Below are 18,968 nucleotides of genomic sequence, written 5' to 3'. Positions count from 1 at the left end.
TGAGCTTTTCTTTTAACGATATATCTTCTATTGTCTTCCAAAAACGATTTTCCCCATATTATCAACGATCAACTTACCATCAATTTTTTCTTGGCTTTCAGGGTTTACAAAACCTTTAATTAACTTCGTCTTTCTATCGGTTACCAATGACTTTATTTGAGATTCAGTAAGGCTCTTTCCCATAAACTCGAAAGGAATAATAAAACGACAGCCTTGCTTATAATTGGAACAACCATAGGCAGCATTCCCCTTCATCATGGTCCCATCCTTACACATAGGACAATGCCAAACTTCCGCCTCCTCGGCAACAAAACTAAGCTTGAAAGATGGATCAAGAATCACAACTCCATTCAGCTTTTTCCCATCAATTTCAAAACCTTTTATTTTAGGTGTCTTTTGCTTCAAGATTAAAGCTTCGATCTGCTTATCGGTTAGTTTCTTGTTCTGAAATTCAAATGGTAATCTGATATCACAACCATTTTTCCAATTACTACATCCCCAAGAAGCTTTACCCTTTAAGATTTGTCCTTCCTTGCATTTTGGACAAACCAGTTCTTTTGCTTTAGCAGGTGCCTTCTTTTTAGCTTTCTCATTTTCTTTCACATCCTCAATCGCAGCAATCTTTTTAACATCAACTCTAGATTTCACATCCTTAACGATATTAAAAACCATCTGCTTTAGTTCTATCATGAACTGATCAACCTCGTAGTTTCCTTGCTCTATATCTCTCAGTTTCTTCTCCCACATACCTGTAAGCTCTGCAGATTTCAGAAGTTCATTTTGAATGGTATCAATCAACTGCATACCTGCAACAGTAGCCACAAGACGCTTCTTCTCTTTCTTAATGTATTTACGTCGGGAAATCGTTTCAATAATATTTGCACGTGTTGACGGACGACCGATTCCATTCTCTTTCATCAACTCTCTCAACTCATCATCATCAACCTGCTTGCCCGCAGTTTCCATTGCACGCAACAAAGTTGCTTCAGAATAATACTTGGGCGGTTGAGTTTGCTTCTCAGCTAAATCCGGAACATGCTCACCACTTTCACCCTTCTCAAAAATAGGAAGGATTGTTCCCTCCCCTGCATTACTATCCTTTGAGAAAAGCACACGCCAACCCGGTTCAATAATTTGCTTACCTGTTGCCTTAAAATCAATATTCGTTACCTTTCCCAATACAGTTGTATGACTCACCTTACAATCGGGGTAAAAGACAGCAATAAAACGACGTGTGACTAAATCGTAAACTTGCTTTTCCTCATAACGTAAACCTCCTGGCTGAACACCAGTTGGAATAATTGCATGGTGATCGGTAACTTTTTTATTATCAAACACCTTTTTCGATTTACGTATTTTTGCACCTAGCAAAACCTCAGTAAACGCCTTATAAGGCGTCAATTTCTTAAGGATATCTGGAATTTTCTTATAAATATCTTCCGTTAGGTATGTGGTATCAACCCTTGGGTATGTGGTTAATTTCTTCTCGTATAAGCTTTGAATAATCCGCAAAGTTTCCTCTGCCGACAAATTCAGTTTTCGGTTACAATCAACCTGCAAAGAAGTCAAATCGTACAATTGAGGCGGCAATTCCTTTCCCGCTTTACGCTCAAATGAAACAACTTCAAAAGGCTCTGAATTGATTTTACCCAGGAATTCAACCCCTTCTTCCTTTTTATCAAAACGACCTCGCGTTGCTGAAAAAGTAACATCACGATAGACCGTTTTTAATTCCCAATAAGTTTGAGAAACAAAATTATCAATCTCTTTTTGACGATTTACAATCAGTGCTAATGTAGGCGTTTGTACACGACCGATAGAAAGTACATTTTTACCACTTCCATATTTAAGAGTAAATAAACGCGTTGCATTCATTCCTAGTAACCAATCGCCAATTGCTCGCGATGAACCAGCAGCATACAACCTATCGAACTCTTTACCATCACGTAAGTTTTCAAAGCCCTCACGAATAGCTTCTTCTGTAAGAGATGAAATCCATAAACGCTTAATTGGCACATTGCATTTTGCCTTATGAAGCACCCATCGCTGAATAACTTCTCCTTCCTGGCCAGCATCACCACAATTTATAACTTCATCAGCACCCGCAATAAGTTGAGCTAAAACATCAAACTGCTTCTGAACACCAGTATCATCAATAACCTTAATTGCAAAGCGCCCTGGAATCATTGGTAAATCATTTAGATGCCAATATTTCCAATTCAGATTGTATTCTCCTGGTTCTTTAAGTGTACACAGGTGCCCAAAAGTCCAAGAAACCTGATAGCCATTTCCTTCATAATACCCATTTTTCTGGCTCTTGGCTCCCAAAATCATCGCAATTTCACGCGCAACACTTGGTTTCTCAGCTATACAAACTTTCATCCGCAATTATTTAAATTTTGATACGCTTTTAACGTAAATTAAGTAGATCAATTACCTGATCTATAAATATTTCTCAACCTTCTCAAACAAAGCCACCTTAGTGACAGGCTTTGAGATATAGTCATTCATTCCTGCTTCTTTCGACTTAAGCTTTTCGTCACAAAAGGCATTGGCCGTCATACATATAATAGGTATTATAATTCCTATCTCTCTCAAATTGGTACTCACCTCATACCCATTAACTATTGGCATTTGAATATCCATTAAAACCAGATCATAATCTATTGAATGGGGAATCAAAACTTCTAATGCTTCTTTTCCATTTTTAACCCACTCTACATTATAAGTCGCTTTTTCAAGCAAGGTCTTTACAATCTTTCCATTTATGAAATCATCCTCAACTAAAAGGATTTTATAGCTTGACTTATCTTTCTCTACCATCTTTCTTAAATTCTACACGTCAATATCAACAAAATCTATTTTCTTTTTTAATACCTAAAACATATACTTAAATTCCAAGGAAAATATTTTATCCTCCTTGGAACAACTGTAATTGGCTGTAAGTACCATCAATTTAAAAGGTGAAAGCCACAAACCACCACCATAGCCATGATGTAAAGTATCTGAACGTTCTCCTAAGAGCCATACTCTCCCCACATCATTAAATGCTAACAGACCAAATTCTCCTGCTAATAAATACGATCTAAATTTTGACAATCGAAACCTAATATCAGTATTTTGATAAATAATTCCATCTCCTGCAAATCGATCTAAAGGAAATCCTCTTAGATTCGATTTCAATCCCAATTTATTAGCTTGAAATACCGAATATCCATCAGAATTATATGCTCCTCCAACTCGAACAGCTATAACAGTTCTGGCTGGTGGACTAAAACTAAAAAACATTCTCAAATCGGAAGAATATCGATTAAAACTACGATCATATCGTTCTAAACCCCTGAATGCCTGATAGCCCAATTGCCAATAAATACCACGCGAAGGAAGTACCGTTGAGTTTCTGGAGTCCCAAATATAATTAATATTTAGTCCAAAATATTTCCTTGTTGAAAAATCCTCTACTGGGTCTAAATCATTAATCGGATTAGAAAAGTCTGTCACAAACCGATTCTCAGTCTCTTGCAATCTAGATTGCTCAAAAAACAAGCCTATTTTTATTTGATGTTCACTATTAAATTTTATTCGAGCTTGTGGATTTATTATGATTTTTTCGAAACGGATACTGTTGTATCGTTTATCATCAGATTGTGGATTTTCACTTTTATTACCCAAGCCATAATAATAGCCTTGAAAGTTGGGCGAATTATAATCTATGGTACCAACAAAATCAATGTTCCTAAAAATAGAATTTATTTCACCTTCATATTTTATTTCAAATGAAGGGTATCTAAACGCATAATTAACCAAAAATTTATGTCGGGATGCAAAGGGCTCTTTTTTGAAGGCTTGTGACGTGTAGTTAAAGCCAGCTCCTAAAATCAAACCATCATCACTCACAAAGTTCCCATTGATTACTGGACTAAGAATATCATACTTGAAAGCCTTTCTGTTGTATACATTAACATCAGAATTATTCGATGTTTTATTCCTAAAGGCAGAAGCATCGTTAAGATCCGTTTTGATTTTATCATAGATACTCACTTTATTCTTTCGCGTATTCTTTAGAGCGAATACATCTTTACCCTTACCTCCAATAAGATTTAATCTAACACCACTTCGGGGTGAAACACCCTTTATATCAAACTTATCTTTACCCTTTAAGCCAAACAAATTAACTTCTTGGGTCTCTTCAGGAAGAAAAGTTCTTGTAAAGATTAATTTACCCTTTTCCCCTTTTTTCAAAAGGGTATTCACTTGTACATTTAAGCTCCCATCTTTATTCCATTGAGCTTGATACAATTCGTTTTCATTTGTCCCAACAACATCAACCTTTTTCGCCAAAAAAGTATAAAATTCTTCAGCCATTTCAGGCAGCTGATCCCTTCTGGCCTTTAGTTTTGAAATCAAGTCATTTCCTGATATTGAAAAAACTTCTGAAGGTAAATCAGAAACGGCAGCTTCAATCACCTCATCATTCAATTTATTTTTCAGATCCAGAGCCATCTTCATCCAATCATTTTTAGTTAATGAGGATGAAAAGCTCCTATCAAAATACCGAGAGTTGAAGCCTAATCCCACAACATTCTCAACAATGGAATCAAAAACCTGAAATTTTGGCATCAACCATTTACGGCGCATCAAGCGTGGGATTTCACCATCACTATAAAAGAAAACCTGATCTCTATCTCGTGGGATAGGTCGTGCAATTGTTTTACCATCTTTTTCAAAACTGGCCCAACGCCACTGATCATCATGTCTATCCCAGTCATTCAAGAAGATGTCAAATAAGCGAGCTCTCAAAACAGCCTCCTCATCAATCATCAACTTGGAATTTTTGTATCGTTTCTTTAATAGTTTATCTGTACTCAGAATCTTCTTTGTTCCACCAAACAGCTCTGAATCTGACCAATCACCTGATGGTCGTTCTTCAAATAAAAAGAGCTCGTTTTTAAAACCTTCCTGATAAATTCCAAAACGTGGATCGTCAGGAACATATACAATTTTAGGATATGTATGATAAACACCGGCAGCTTCAGCCATTTTTGGAACAGCAAGAGCCGCATAAGGATAAGATTCTGAAATACCATCCTGCACAATTTGTGCTGCAAATGTTTTTTGCAAGCTTTCAGGAATAGCCTTTTCAGTATATTTCTCAACCGAACGCAAAACATACTGACGTCCATCCTTCGCTTCCAATCTCAATGATCGTGTTTGTTGACCACCTCCTCGTTTTATTATCTTTAAACCGCCTTTTTCTTTACCGATATCAAAAACTGGCACTTTTATAGCAGTCCCCCACTCCTTACGGTAATTATTCCCAAAGAGCTTCAATTTAAATTTGCTGTCTGTTTGATATACCTGACTTGCCGCTATCGTAATTGTACTATCCGAAAAATCGATCAGATCCAAGCGCTTATCAATTTCATCATTCGTAATAGTTTGGTGTTTATATAGGAATTTCTTAAAAGCCATTCTAGATTTTTGATTTCCTTCTTTACCAACAGTCCAGAATTCAAGAAAGACACTGCCATCAGCATAAAAGTTCAATTTAGAGAAACCAATTTCACGCAGTGCAAAATCCATCTTTTTTTCATTCACATAATCAGCTTGACTACCTGAACCTGAAACAACCTGAAAAACATCGTCCACTTGTTTAAACTGCAAACTATTGTCATGGGCTGAGACTGATATTAAATGAGGTGATTTACCAGTCATTTGCTTAGCCATATGGCGCATTTGCTTGTAGTAGGGTGAAGCAAAATCTTGAGGTGTCCCGATTAACTTTCGATACAACTCCACTGGTCCTGGAAATGGAAAATTGCCAGCATGATTTCCCCCACTATAAACGGGATGATGACTTGCTAAAACCAACTTTTTATTTTCATTTCTTTTAAAGACATCACTTAGATGAATCAAAAAGTCAGCCGTGTTTTCAAATTCACATTCAGCCTCGGGCTTTTCCCCTAAGTGCAGCCACCATTGCGAATCTACAATCAAAAGAACAATGTCGTTACCCAGTTCAATTTCTATTGGACCAGGACAACCTCCCGAGGGTAGAAATACATCGCCTCTATCTAAAAAATCTTCAACGTAGTTTTCAAAGTTCTTTAAAGATTCCCATCCATTTTTACGATTCAAAGTCCATTCTTGATTACCTGGCATAAAAACAACTTCTCCCTTGAAATCTTTTACAAAACCAAGGAACTTGTTCAAATCCTTATCATCAAACTCTTCGTCCGTATCATTTTTCAAATTTTCCTTAGAAATGGAATTTCCTAAAACAACGAGAGTTCCCTTTTTACCAGAATAAGACAACTGTTTTTTTAGCATTTGCATATTGGCATCAACCAAAGGAGCCTCACCCATATCTCCAATAAAAAAGATGCTATGCTTTAACTCTGTACTATCAGTCACAAGTGTCCCTGAGTTTCCAAACAGATTTATGGAAACCAATGATAGTAATAGATATAGTATATATTTGGTCATCAAATAAATAATCAAATTAAAAAAACGAAGGATAGTACGCTTAACAATTAATCATTAAGGATTGGCTTGTACTCAAACTGATAGATCCTCCCTTGTTTTACCTTGCCTTCTGTTGAAATATATAGTGTCCCATCGGGAGCAAAACAAATACCTTCAGGCTGTGGGAAAATCTTTCTCTTTAATCTATTTACGGCTAACAATTCACCTTGCGGGCTCAATACCAAAAGAAGTTTACCTACCGATCCAATCACATAAATATTTTTGCTAATTGGATGAATCGCAAGTCCTGATGGCTGAAATGTCAAATTCCCTTTTGAAGGGGATAAACCCTTTAATAACTTATTGGAAAACTTAATATAAGCATCCAAGTTTAAAATAGTCTCTAGGTCTCCTTGGTCAATTAGAATATTTGGCTCCTGAATTAATAGGCTATCAGTTATTGAATAGCGATAAATTGCTCTTTTATCAGAATAAGCTGAATTTGCATAAGCCATACCCTTACATGCAATCAAGAGCGAATGCGTAGATGGATCGTAAGCTAAGCCCTCAGTATTGTTTTTAGGACCTAAGCCAGTTTTCACTTTATCTGATTCAATTACCATATTATCGATATCTCCGACAAAATATAACTTACCGTCACTACGCAAAACAATACACTCATTTCCTATCAATTCAACACCTTCAAAATCACCTTTCTTTGCAAACTTAATTCTACGCGAAATTTTCTTTTGCTGTGTATCATATTCGAAAATATAGCCTTGCTCATCATTCACACAGAGCAATTTATTTTCTTTTGCATAGGTTAAGCCTGATATTTCACGTAATGCATTATCCAAAACATAAGTATAAGCCGGCTGATTAATAGTATATGGAAAGTGAGAATAATATTCTGACAGAAAGCAGATTTGTTTGTTTTTTTTGCTCTTTGAACAAGCTGAAAAAGCCATACAAAAGGCTAATAATATCAATAGGTTGACTTTCTTTAAACAGAGCATAATTGAATATTGTTTTCACCGATAAAAATAAACAAAACCCCTGCATTATCCCAATTAAACCTATTAAAACAACTCTTAACTTTTGCTTTTCCCTCAGTCAATTGGCAATAAGTAAAATGAGTATCCTCATCAAAATCAATATTCATTGTAATGACAAACAAGCTCTATTTTCAAAGAGATCAAGATTATTACTATCTTTAGTCACCTGTAATTTATTGAATTCAATACATAAACATATGTCTATTATAGAACAAGCAAAAACTTTCGTAATTGATTTTTTTGAAAAGAATCATAAACCAATTTACACTTATCACAATATAGATCATACTGAAAACGTGGTGAAGCAAGCAACAAAAATTGCTGGCATCCTGGAGTTTTCAGAAGAAGATTTGGAGATTGTTGTATTGGCCGCTTGGTTTCATGACACTGGTTATTTTAAGGGCTTTATTAAACATGAGATAATCAGTGGAGAAATTGCTGAAAAGTTTCTGAAGGAACATGATTACACAATTGAAAGAATTAACAGAGTTATATGTGCAATCCAAAATACAAAAATACCTTACACAAGCTGTGATTGTCCTATATCTATGGTGCTTTGTGATGCCGATTTGCAACACTTAGCATCTAAGAATTTCATGAAATCGTCAGATAATTTAAGAGAAGAACGTTCTGCTTTATTGAATCATGAATTCTCAACAAAAACCTATTGGGAAGAGACTTTAAACTTTTTAAAAAGACACACATATCGAACTGATTATGGGAAGAAAGTTTTAGCAAAAAAGAAAGAGCTTAATATTCAGAAAGTCACTGAGAAGGTTAATTCATATCAAAATAAAGAAATTCAAAAGCTTAACGACAAACTCATTAAACTTGAGAATCAGAATTTAAAGTTGAAGATGCCTCAACGTGGAATTGAAACCATGTTTAAGGTCACTTCACGTAATCAGATAAACTTGAGTTCTATTGCCGATTCGAAAGCAAATTTGATGATCTCTGTGAATTCTATCATCATTTCAGCAATCTTCTTTATTTTTAAGAATATCATGGAAGTTCCTCATTTTATTATTCCATGCCTGATTCTCTTAACGGTCAGTTTAATTACAATTATTTATTCTGTGCTAGCCACAAGACCAAACGTCACATCTGGAACATTTTCACAAGAAGATGTTGAAAAGAAAAAAGTCAATCTTCTATTTTTTGGAAATTTTCACAAAATGCAGGTGGAAGATTATTCTAAAGCACTGAAGAGCTTAATGGTTAACTATGACGATTTGTATGATAGTTTGATCAAAGATCAATACTATTTGGGAATGGTATTGGGTAAAAAATACAATTTACTTCGAATATCTTACACTATTTTCATGTTTGGTTTAATTATATCGGTACTAAGTTTTATTTTTGCAGCGATATACCAACCCGTATTCTTTTAATTGAAGAGTGATGATTTGAGATTTAAGATTAAAAACACAATCCTAAATCTGAAATTAACAATCCTAAATCATTAGATCACAAATCATAATTTAGTCAATGAACTTATTTTACACCCCAGATATAGTAGATAAATTTTATCAATTAAACGAAGTTGAATCAAAACATTGTATTCGAGTTCTCCGATTAAAAGAAGATGACCAAATTCATCTAATTGATGGAAAAGGAAATCTCTTTACTGCTAAAATTATAGACGCGCATCCTAAAAGATGCACCGTTGAGTGCATTGAGACCCAAGCAGAATTTGAAAAGCTAGATTACAAACTGCATATCGCAGCTGCTCCTACTAAGAATATTGAACGTACCGAATGGTATATGGAAAAATGTACGGAGATTGGTATTGACGAATTCACACCTCTTTTGTGTCAGTTCTCAGAGCGAAAAGTAGTAAAAATTGAGCGTCTTTTTAAGGTGATTACCTCAGCAGTAAAACAATCATTAAAAGCCTATCACCCAAAATTGAATGAGCTAACTAAGTTCAAAGATTTAGTTAGTGCTCCTTTTGATGGTGAGAAGTATATTGCACATTGCTACGAGGGCAAAAAAACACATTTGAAACACCTCTGTACTGCCAAGCAAAATGCTCTAATTCTTATCGGTCCAGAAGGAGATTTCAGCCCACAGGAAGTCGAGTTGGCTCGAGCAAATGGTTTTAAAGAAATTAGCCTGGGAACTAGTCGCCTAAGAGCAGAAACAGCAGGTGTTATTGCTTGTAATATTGTCAATTTAGCCAATCAATAAACGGTATTTCCGCAGATAAATCAGATTATTGCAGATCATTCACAAACAGAGTTCAAACTATGTCAAGATTCATATCCATACTTTTGTTTTTAGCTCTAAGCTTAAATGTATCTGCTCAGAAAAGTGGCGTTCGAATTGCCCTACTCAAATACAATGGTGGTGGCGATTGGTACGCCAATCCAGGTTCTTTACCTAATTTGATTGAGTTTTGCAACACCAATACAATTGCCAACATACAAGCTGAACCTGCAACTGTTGAGGTTGGTAGTCAAGAACTATTCTCTTACCCATTTATCCATTTAACCGGCCACGGCAATATCGTTTTTAACAATCAGGAAGCTCAAAACCTGCGTCGATATCTCGAGGCAGGTGGCTTTTTACATGTAGATGATAACTATGGCTTGAATGCCTATTTCCGAAGAGAAATCAAGAAGGTATTCCCAAAGGAAGAGCTGGTTGAACTACCCTACTCACATCCTATTTACCATCAGGTTTACGATTTTAAGACTGGCCTGCCAAAGGTACACGAGCACGATGGCAAAGCCCCACAAGGTTTTGGCATATTCCACAAAGGTCGCCTCGTTTGTTTTTACTCCTACGAATGTGACCTTGGCGATGGCTGGGAAGATCCATCGGTACACAACGACTCACAGGATAACCACACAAAGGCTCTTAGAATGGGTGCCAATATCCTATCTTACGTCTTTTCACATTAAAATACCGATCTCCAAAATTCACTATTGCTCATAGAAAGTCATCTTTTTTCAGCGAAAAAATCATTACCTTAATAGGAATTAATGATGAAAGGGAATCGCTATGGAAATACCAAAGAATACAAAGGGAGTCATTGGCATTTTAACCGGAGGAGGAGATGTTCCCGGTTTAAATCCTGCCATTCGTGCAGTTACCATCAGAGCACTACGAGAAGGCTATGCGGTGGTGGGTATTCGTAAGGGTTGGAAGGGTTTAATAGATATTATCCGAGATGAAAAAGTAGATAACAGCGAAAACTATTCCGTTCTAACTGAAGAAATGGTTAATAGAATCGGCCGAACTGGTGGCACCTTTTTACACAGCTCCCGAATCAACCCCTCAAAAACATCAAAATCCCGTGTTCCAATACACTTACAAGATAAATACAAATCAGAGGTTAACGATCTTACTGAGGAAGTTCTGGCAAACCTGGCCTTTCTCAACATCGATTACCTAATTCCTATTGGTGGTGACGACACCTTAAGTTATGCCGTACGTTTGTATAAAGAAGGGTTTAAAGTAGTAGCTATTCCCAAAACCATGGATAATGATGTACCTGGAACGGATTATTGCATCGGATTCAGCACCTGCATTACACGAACCATCTCATTAACTCATAGTCTAAGAACTTCAGCGGGTTCCCACGAGCGTTTTCTTGTACTTGAGGTATTTGGTCGATATGCAGGCTTTACGTCCATATTGCCAACACTCGCAGGAGCAGCCAACCGTTGTGTTATTCCCGAACACAAATTCGATATCAATCTGCTCACTCAACTCATGCTCGAAGATCGATTTAAAAATCCTAGCCGATATTCTGTCGTTCTAATTTCTGAAGGTGCAGCTTTTACGGGCGAAAACATGACCTATCTGGATAGCGATATGGACGATTACGGTCATAAAAAATTGGGTGGTATTGGCGAAAGGGTTTCCGATCAGATGAAACATCTATCACTGGAATACAACAAGGGTGTACCCGTAAATGTTATTAATCAGAAACTCGGTTATTTGGTTCGATGTGGCGACCCTGATGCTATAGATTCTATTGTACCCATGGCATTTGGCAACCTGGCACTCGACCTAATTATAAAAGGTATACATGGACGTTTAGTTACTCTCAGAAATGGACGCTACGACAATGCACCTATCGATATTGTGACCAGCTCAAAAAAAATAGTCGATATCGAGCGATATTATAACACCGAACGGCTGCGTCCAAAATACAATAGTTTCGAGATGCAACCCCTGTTTTTAATGACAAGTCTCTAGCTTTATGGATGTAAAAAAATGAACTACTGTCCCAGATTTATAATTTGGGTATAGAGAATCGGGAATTTGCAATTCCCTTTTTTAAATAATTCATTTAAGGAGCTCGATTGTCTATTTATATAGAGATACAGTCAAAACTCTTTCTCTCAAGTTTATCTTTTAAATAAATTTAACTATTTTAGTAGCGCCTACCATGGGCACCCTACTATTTCAACCATCCAACTATCTTTTTTATTAACTAAGCTGAATTTAAATCAGCGAAACAAACTTTCTTAGTATGTTAGAATTTTTAGGCATTTCTTATTTGGAATGGTTAGGTTATGCAGCGTCAATAATCGTATTTGTGTCTTTATCGATGACTTCAATTGTCAAACTCAGATGGTACAATATGCTAGGTGCTATGCTATTTTCTATTTATGGCTTTTTAATTGGATCATACCCTGTAGCCTTTATGAACTTCCTGATTGTTTGTACCAACATTTATTACTTAGTGAAAATGAATAAACATAAGGAAAGTTTCAAAGTGATTGAAGTGAAAGACAACGACGGCATTTTAAACTACTACTTAGACTCATACAAGAAGGATATTGAAAAATTCTTTCCCGATTTCAAAAGTGCTGAAGGTAAACTTAGTGTCTTTGTATTGCGCGATATGTCTGTAGCTGGTATTTTTATTGGCGAGGTTAAAGATGATATGTTTAAAATTGATATTGACTATGCTCTACCTCAATACCGTGATTTTAAAGTTGCCAACTACCTCTACAACAAACTAAGCGATGTCCTTTCACAACATGAGGTTAAATGTATTGTTTGCGATTCTGATATTGAAGACAACCTGAAATATATTAAAAAAATGGGCTTCCAAACCTGCACCCGTGAAGGTAAAGAAGTGATGTGCAAAACACTTTAATTTATAAGCTTTGATTCCTGAATTCTGATTTAGGATTCAATATCATCCCATAAAAAAATCCTCAAAGACATTGGCTTTGAGGATTTTTTCATTTGACATCAGCAAACACGGGAAGCTCTGGATTTGGGATACACTCTCCAACGTTTAGATCTATTGTATCCATAGTTCTATTTGAATTTGGCTTGCAGCAAAGCTATAGCTTTAAGTAATTAAAATCTTAATACTAATACTCCAAGAAGCTTTCAATTTTTTGCTTCAATTCCTCATATGTGCCGGCTCCTGAAATTTTGTGTTTCCCATTGATTACGATTGTGGGAACGCTATTGACACCCATTTCAGCGGCTTTCTTTATATCCATATCGACTAAATTTCGAGTTTCGGGCAATTCTAAATCGGTTTTAAATTGGTCGATATCCAATTTTAACTTTTTGGCTATTTTTATCAGTGTTGCTTGAGAACCAATATTCTTACCTTCTACTAAATGAGCAGTTTGTATGGCATCGAAAAAGGCCCAGTGAATATCACTTCCACCTTGTTTTTCGGCTGCTTTACAGGCCAATAAACCAGGCATTGAGTGCGGGTAATCAAATTCTTTTTTTTCCATTAAATCGGCATTCAATTCTGGCACTTCTCCTTTTAATCTTGCCGAAGCAGCTCGCCAATGTGCCATGATTTGTTTTTTCCCTTCATCCTTTGAACCGAACATGTGAACAATGCTTTCAGTATTAGGGAATAAAGCAAAGCTGCGATGGTTTACTTTTATATTGGGATTTTCTTCGGTTAGTTTTCTTAAACGTGGTGATAATACATAACACCAAGAGCAAATTACGTCATGGTAAAAGTCTATTGTCACAATTATATTTTGATTCATATCTTGATTTTTTTGTTGTGATTTTACACTGTTAACATTTAAGAGCAGCAGAAATGATAATACTAATGATAATTTCATTTTTCTGATAAATTAAAGGCTGATGACTACTTTATTGCTTTTACTTTTGGGCTGATGTTGTGGATTAAGAGTGCACCACCAATTAAACTGATATTGTGAAGTAGTCCAATCATGGAATCTTGCATAGATTCGGGATTCATAAGTCCTGGTAGTTGAACAGAAATCGTAATTAGAAATAACTCTAATGCCAGCAACAAAGAGGCAAGTCTTACATATGTGTTGGTGATTATTGCAAGCGCTCCTGCGATAAGGGTTAGCCCTGAAAAATAGATTAAAAACTCAGCCATTGGAAATCCTGTAATGGCCATTGCCATTCCTCTTGCATTTACAAAATGAAATAATCCCGATACTATAAATGGCAAAGCAAATAAAATGGTTCCTAGTTTTTTCGTTTCGATGTTCATGATAATTAGTATTGATTGGTTAAATGTATTATAACTTTAAAAGTTTAAAGATCTGCATTTAGGAATGCTAACACTTACATGAATTCTTAGTAATCTTATCTTTAGTGAATGGCATCATTCTGAAAATAAATGACGATTTTAACTTGCGGCAGATTAAACAGAACTCCACCGTAATCATAAGAAGAACACGTTTTTCAGATGGTAATACCTGAATAAATTCTGCCTGCTCAATCCATATTCCAGACCTTAAAGACTTTTCCAGTCTCTTGTCCTTCGATGCTTTGCACAAAGTCATTGGCGACCATTTCGGGCGTTACGATCCCGGAACTAGCTTTGTCTGCAACAGGTGCTGGGCTAACTACATTAATACGAATATTATTTGGCATTTGAGAAGACATAGACTGCCCGAAGTTGTCTATAAAAGCATTAAATGGACTAGTGGCCATACTGTATGCATTGGGATAATGACTTAGGTAACCGCTACTCAAAGTAAAGGAACCTCCCCTGTTGATATACTTCATCCCCAGAAGCACGAGGCTCACCTGCCCCATGAGCTTGCGTTCTATGCCAGATCTAAAGTGAGTGCTTTTTAGATTTTCAAATTCTACAAATTGGGAGTCGTTACCAGCAACAGATACTAAAGCATCAAAACTTCCAATTTCTTCAAACATTTTTATAAGTGAACTTTCGTCAGTATAGTCAGCCTGGATGTCTCCTGAAGTTCTACTCACACGAATTATTTCGTGTTCAGAAGAAAGCTGATTAATAATTTCTCGACCTATTAAGCCCGTAGCTCCAAAAACAATAATCTTCATAACTTTGGTTTTTAATTAGATTACAAAGTTCGAGAAGATGTCTCTGGAAAAAATTAATGTAGATTAAGAAATCACTTTTGGTTCATTTTTTTTCGTAGGGTACTTAAAAACTCGGGGGTCATTCCCAGGTAACTGGCAATGTGTTTTTGTGGTATTCGTTGTAGTAAATGTGGATATTTTTCAATAAAATGTGAATAGCGCTCTTCTGCTGATAATGAAAGCTCATGAACCAATCTTAGTTGTATAGACATGACACCGTGTTGGAACATGATTCTAAAATAATGTTCAAATTCAGGAATGGTATCCATCAATTCATTCATTTTATCCATACGAATCATTAGAACTGAAGTCGGTTCGATAGCTTGAATATTATAAGTGGCTGGCTTCCTTTTAAAAAAACTATCCAAATCACCTATCCAGGAATTTTCAATGCCAAATCTAAGATTATGCTCGGTCCCTTTATCATCAATCACAAATGCACGCATGCAGCCTTCAGTAATAAAACATTCATATTCAGAAACGGTTCCAGCCTGGAGAATGTATTCTTTTTTTTGATATTTTTTCAAAGTAAGACAACTCAAAATCTTCTCAGATTGTTCCTCAGAAAGATTAGAGAATTTATTTATATGGGTTAGAAGGGCATTTGTCATACTTTATTTTTTTTATGCTTGCCACCAACGGTTAGTATTGGGGCTTTTTGAAAATTCGACCTATCAAAACAGCTATGTGTTTTTTCAAATGTACGCATTTTCCAAATTTAGCACTATCTGCTCAATGACGTATATTAATGATTGACTATGCTCCACCACAATACCGTGGCTTTAAAGTTGCAAACTATCTCTACAACAAGATGAGCGATCTACTCTCAGAACACGAGGTAAAATGTATCGTTTGCGATTCTGAGATTGAAGACAACCTGAAATATATTAAAAAAATGGGTTTCAAAACCTGCACACGTGAAGGCAAACAAGTGATGTGCAAAACGCTATAATTTAAGATTCAAACTCATATAAAAAAGCCCAAACAAAAGCTAAGATTGTTTGGGCTACAGTCCCAACAGAATCCGACCTGATACATGTTGACTTTTGATTATCTGCACCATACATAGCCTTGTTTAGATAAGCATACCTTTATTTATCCCCCGTATTAATATTCCGATTATAGGATTTATCGATTACGTGTATAAAATATTTAGTGGATAGTGCCTATTCGAGCATCTTAGTTCGTTTCAAAAGTCGTTGTAATCTGACAGTAAAATACTTCGAAATGCTAATCGTTTCATACATAATGTGAGTGCCATGTGCTGTATTTTATTATCAATTTGAGTCTTGTTTATTTAAAGACATATTGTTGTATTAAAGACACTAATTCATCTTTTATAATCGGTTTTGAAATATATGCATTACATCCAGCTACTATGGCACTTTCTCTGTCAACGGTAAGTCCAAAAGCTGTCTGTGCAATGATAATTACATCTTTATTAAATTGGCGTATTTGTTTGACAGTTTTATATCCGTCCATTACAGGCAATTTAATATCCATTAATATCAAATCTATATCAGGATTATTCTTGCAAAGTTCAATGGCTTCAATCCCGTTTCCTGCATTAAGGATTTCCCTACTCATTTTTGTCAGCATAAGGCTTATGAGTAAATTTGATGTTTCATCGTCTTCAACAATTAATATTTTTAGGTTTTTAGTTTTATTATCCATTACACACTTGGTAGTCTCAATTGTGATTCCGATTGTTTCCTTTAGCTCAGGAGTGTAGGGAATCGTGAAGTAAAAGGTCGAACCTAGTCCCTTTTTGCTTTCTAGCCATAATTTTCCTCCAAGCATTTCTACATAAGCTTTGGAAATCGACAAACCCAAACCTGCTCCCTGATAAGCTTGCTTATCGGAAATATCAGCCTGAATAAAACGCTCAAAAATTGCTTTCTGCCTATTACTATCAATACCAATACCTGAATCTTTGACATAAAATTCAAGGTATTCACCCTTTTTATCACAACCAACCTCTATTGAACCTTTTTCGCTGTATTTAATGGCATTTTTCACAAGATTGGTAAGAATGGAAAATAATTTTTCCCGATCGGTATTAATGATGGCTTTACTCAAAGGCAAAGAATTTTTAATTAAAAACTGCATTCCCTTGCCTTCAATCTCTGGGGTAAAGAAGGTATAAATATATTCGATTTGCTCATTAATATTTGATTCACTTATATTAACGTACATCTGACCCGATTCTACTTTTGAAATACTAATAATATCATTGATAATATTAAGCATGCGCGCACCACTTTTCTCGATAATCTGGATGTAGCTTTGTTGTTTCTCACCTGTTAAGTTTGGTTCTTTCAATAGTTCGGCAAAACCAAGAATGCCATTCATGGGAGTACGGATTTCGTGACTCATATTGGCAAGAAATGCAGATTTTAAACGGTCACTTTGTTCTGCTTTTTCTTTAGCCTCCAATAATTCAAACTCCATTTTTTTTCGTTCTGTAATATCAATTTCAATACCATCCCAATAAACAATTCCTTTTACAACACGAGGTTTTGAAATATAATACGACCATCTTATCGTTCCATTGGGAGAAATTACTCTTGCTTCAGTTTTAAAAATGGACATTAGTTTTAACGCTCTTTTTTCCTTTTCAATAAGTTCATTTATATCATCGGGGTGCAATTTGCCATATATTAAATCTGGATTTTCTTTCGCTTCTTCAACAGTACAACCATATAATTTGTTTACAGCTTCACTCACGTAAGTAAACTGCCTCTTGTTTTCGTCTAGCATGGCAACCTGATATATCATGCTATTCACAAAATTATCAGCAATAAGTTTCAATTGCATTTCCCTTTCTTCGGCCTTTTCTTTAGCCTCCAATAATTCAAGCTCCATTTGTTTTCGTTCTGTAATATCGTGCAACGAGCCTTCGCTTCCAATGGGTTCGTTTTTTTCATTCAACATTACATGGGCATTGACTGAAACATATTTTATTTGGCCGGATTTAGTAATCAGTTGTACTTCATAGCCCCATACTTCTCCTTTTTCGGCTATTATTTTTAATATGAGGTCTTGTACATTTGGATCGTAGTACAAGAAAATACTTTCTTTACCTATTAGTTCTTCACGTAAATAACCCGAAACACGAACAATTGATGGGCTAATTTCTTCAATTATGCCATAGTTATCAATCTGGTAAAATACATCTTGAACGTTTTCGAAAATTTCCCTATATTTTTTCTCACTCTTGTACAGAGCTAATTGTATAAACTTTCGTTCATTCTGCATTTTTTTGAATTCCAATACTGTGTCAATGTTTGTCACGAGCCCACGTATGTGGTTTACCGATTTAATAATATAATCGGAAGCTCCCAATTTCATAGCTTGAATGGCAATTTCTTCTGAACCGGTACCAGTAACAATGATTACCGGTGTATCGGGACATTTCTCTTTAACTATTTGGAGCACTTGTAATCCATTAAAACCAAGAATGTTAAAATCACTCAGAATAATGTCAAAATCTAATTCTGCTAGGTGTTGCTCAAACGTTTCGCGATTACTGGCTTCTTTAATTTCAAATGCGCCATTTTCTTTAACGAGTGCATCTATAACCAGTTGACGATCGAGCGGATTATCATCGATATGCAGAACTTTAATTTTAGTTTCCATAGATAGGCGATTTTAATAAATTTCGTATCATCTTACTATTCCTTGGGCGCACCAATGTTTAGCGAGAACCAGTAATCGTCAATTTTTTTAACAACTTCAATAAAGCCATTAAAAGCAACGGGTTTCAGAAGGTAGCTGTTTGCCCCAATGTCGTAACTCAGGGCGCGGTCGGCTTCTTCTTTAGATGATGTAAGAATAATGACCGGAATACGTTTTAGTTTCTCCGTACTTTTTATTTGCTTTAACACTTCAAAGCCATCAACGCCCGGCATTTTTAGGTCAAGCAGAATAAGTGTAGGAATCGGAAAAATTTCGCGATCGGAAAACTGATTGCGCCCGAAAAGATAATCAAGGGCTTCTTCACCATTACGGGCAACGTTTACTTTATTTTTTAGCTTAGCCTCTTTAAATGCGTCCAGGGTAAGAATTACATCCATTGGGTTATCTTCCACCAAGAGTATTTGTGCCAGTTGATTCATGATA

The 18,968-nt window shown here is 35.8% G+C and carries 16 protein-coding genes; 6 read left to right on the top strand and 10 right to left on the bottom strand.

The features are described 5' to 3' along the window. Positions 1 to 27: 27 nt before the first annotated feature. Genes ACXR6G_RS08550 through ACXR6G_RS08535 form a run of 4 tightly spaced genes read right to left on the bottom strand, consistent with a single transcriptional unit; the run spans position 28 to position 7,481 of the window. The gene (locus tag ACXR6G_RS08550) at positions 28 to 2,382 is read right to left on the bottom strand and encodes a DNA topoisomerase 3 (protein ID WP_458361000.1); all 2,355 of its coding nucleotides are present in this window, start codon (positions 2,380 to 2,382) and stop codon (positions 28 to 30) included. A gap of 60 nt (positions 2,383 to 2,442) precedes the next feature. Further along, positions 2,443 to 2,823: a response regulator gene (locus ACXR6G_RS08545; protein ID WP_458360999.1), complete on the bottom strand. Its 381-nt coding sequence runs from the start codon at positions 2,821 to 2,823 to the stop codon at positions 2,443 to 2,445. A 54-nt stretch (positions 2,824 to 2,877) separates the two neighbouring features. Beyond that, the gene (locus tag ACXR6G_RS08540) at positions 2,878 to 6,486 is read right to left on the bottom strand and encodes a BamA/TamA family outer membrane protein (protein WP_458360998.1); all 3,609 of its coding nucleotides are present in this window, start codon (positions 6,484 to 6,486) and stop codon (positions 2,878 to 2,880) included. Positions 6,487 to 6,533: 47 nt separating this feature from the next. Then, positions 6,534 to 7,481: an SdiA-regulated domain-containing protein gene (locus ACXR6G_RS08535; protein ID WP_458360997.1), complete on the bottom strand. Its 948-nt coding sequence runs from the start codon at positions 7,479 to 7,481 to the stop codon at positions 6,534 to 6,536. 236 nt (positions 7,482 to 7,717) lie between these two features. Here ACXR6G_RS08535 and ACXR6G_RS08530 point away from each other — a divergent pair, with 236 nt between their 5' ends. The 5 genes from ACXR6G_RS08530 (at position 7,718) to ACXR6G_RS08510 (ending at position 12,639) form a co-directional block, all read left to right on the top strand. Beyond that, a complete protein-coding gene (locus ACXR6G_RS08530) occupies positions 7,718 to 8,911 on the top strand; it encodes a Pycsar system effector family protein (protein WP_458360996.1) in 1,194 nt (397 codons plus the stop codon). 97 nt (positions 8,912 to 9,008) lie between these two features. Further along, positions 9,009 to 9,710 carry a 16S rRNA (uracil(1498)-N(3))-methyltransferase gene (locus ACXR6G_RS08525; protein ID WP_458360995.1) on the top strand — a complete coding sequence of 234 codons (702 nt, stop codon included), beginning with the start codon at positions 9,009 to 9,011 and terminating at the stop codon, positions 9,708 to 9,710. Positions 9,711 to 9,769: 59 nt separating this feature from the next. Continuing rightward, the gene (locus ACXR6G_RS08520) at positions 9,770 to 10,426 is read left to right on the top strand and encodes a DUF4159 domain-containing protein (protein ID WP_458360994.1); all 657 of its coding nucleotides are present in this window, start codon (positions 9,770 to 9,772) and stop codon (positions 10,424 to 10,426) included. A 100-nt stretch (positions 10,427 to 10,526) separates the two neighbouring features. Next, positions 10,527 to 11,729, top strand: coding sequence for a 6-phosphofructokinase (locus ACXR6G_RS08515; protein WP_458360993.1), 1,203 nt, complete (start codon positions 10,527 to 10,529; stop codon positions 11,727 to 11,729). A gap of 277 nt (positions 11,730 to 12,006) precedes the next feature. After that, positions 12,007 to 12,639, top strand: coding sequence for a hypothetical protein (locus tag ACXR6G_RS08510; protein WP_458360992.1), 633 nt, complete (start codon positions 12,007 to 12,009; stop codon positions 12,637 to 12,639). A 223-nt stretch (positions 12,640 to 12,862) separates the two neighbouring features. On the opposite strand, the gene ACXR6G_RS08505 is transcribed toward ACXR6G_RS08510, so the two are convergent. The 4 genes from ACXR6G_RS08505 to ACXR6G_RS08490 all read right to left on the bottom strand — a co-directional run bounded on the left by ACXR6G_RS08505 (position 12,863) and on the right by ACXR6G_RS08490 (position 15,457). Next, a complete protein-coding gene (locus ACXR6G_RS08505; RefSeq protein WP_458360991.1) occupies positions 12,863 to 13,510 on the bottom strand; it encodes a DsbA family oxidoreductase in 648 nt (215 codons plus the stop codon). 104 nt (positions 13,511 to 13,614) lie between these two features. Next, entirely contained in the window at positions 13,615 to 13,992 is a 378-nt protein-coding gene (locus tag ACXR6G_RS08500) for a DoxX family membrane protein (RefSeq protein ID WP_458360990.1), read from the bottom strand. 227 nt (positions 13,993 to 14,219) lie between these two features. Beyond that, complete coding sequence (locus tag ACXR6G_RS08495) at positions 14,220 to 14,807, bottom strand: short chain dehydrogenase (RefSeq protein WP_458360989.1); 588 nt, start codon at positions 14,805 to 14,807, stop codon at positions 14,220 to 14,222. A gap of 71 nt (positions 14,808 to 14,878) precedes the next feature. Next, positions 14,879 to 15,457 carry a Crp/Fnr family transcriptional regulator gene (locus ACXR6G_RS08490; RefSeq protein WP_458360988.1) on the bottom strand — a complete coding sequence of 193 codons (579 nt, stop codon included), beginning with the start codon at positions 15,455 to 15,457 and terminating at the stop codon, positions 14,879 to 14,881. 137 nt (positions 15,458 to 15,594) lie between these two features. Between ACXR6G_RS08490 and ACXR6G_RS08485 the strand changes: the two genes are divergently transcribed. Continuing rightward, a complete protein-coding gene (locus tag ACXR6G_RS08485; protein ID WP_458360987.1) occupies positions 15,595 to 15,798 on the top strand; it encodes a hypothetical protein in 204 nt (67 codons plus the stop codon). A gap of 341 nt (positions 15,799 to 16,139) precedes the next feature. On the opposite strand, the gene ACXR6G_RS08480 is transcribed toward ACXR6G_RS08485, so the two are convergent. Together ACXR6G_RS08480 and ACXR6G_RS08475 are read right to left on the bottom strand one after the other, a co-directional pair. Continuing rightward, on the bottom strand, positions 16,140 to 18,485 hold the full coding sequence (locus ACXR6G_RS08480; protein WP_458360986.1) for a response regulator: 2,346 nt from the start codon (positions 18,483 to 18,485) through the stop codon (positions 16,140 to 16,142). Positions 18,486 to 18,520: 35 nt separating this feature from the next. After that, positions 18,521 to 18,964: a response regulator gene (locus ACXR6G_RS08475; protein WP_458360985.1), complete on the bottom strand. Its 444-nt coding sequence runs from the start codon at positions 18,962 to 18,964 to the stop codon at positions 18,521 to 18,523. Between the last annotated feature and the right edge of the window lie 4 nt (positions 18,965 to 18,968).

The organism is Ancylomarina sp. YFZ004, from assembly GCF_054254355.1.
The sequence above is the reverse complement of the archived record's forward strand: the minus strand, read 5'-3'. Positions and strand labels throughout refer to the sequence as shown.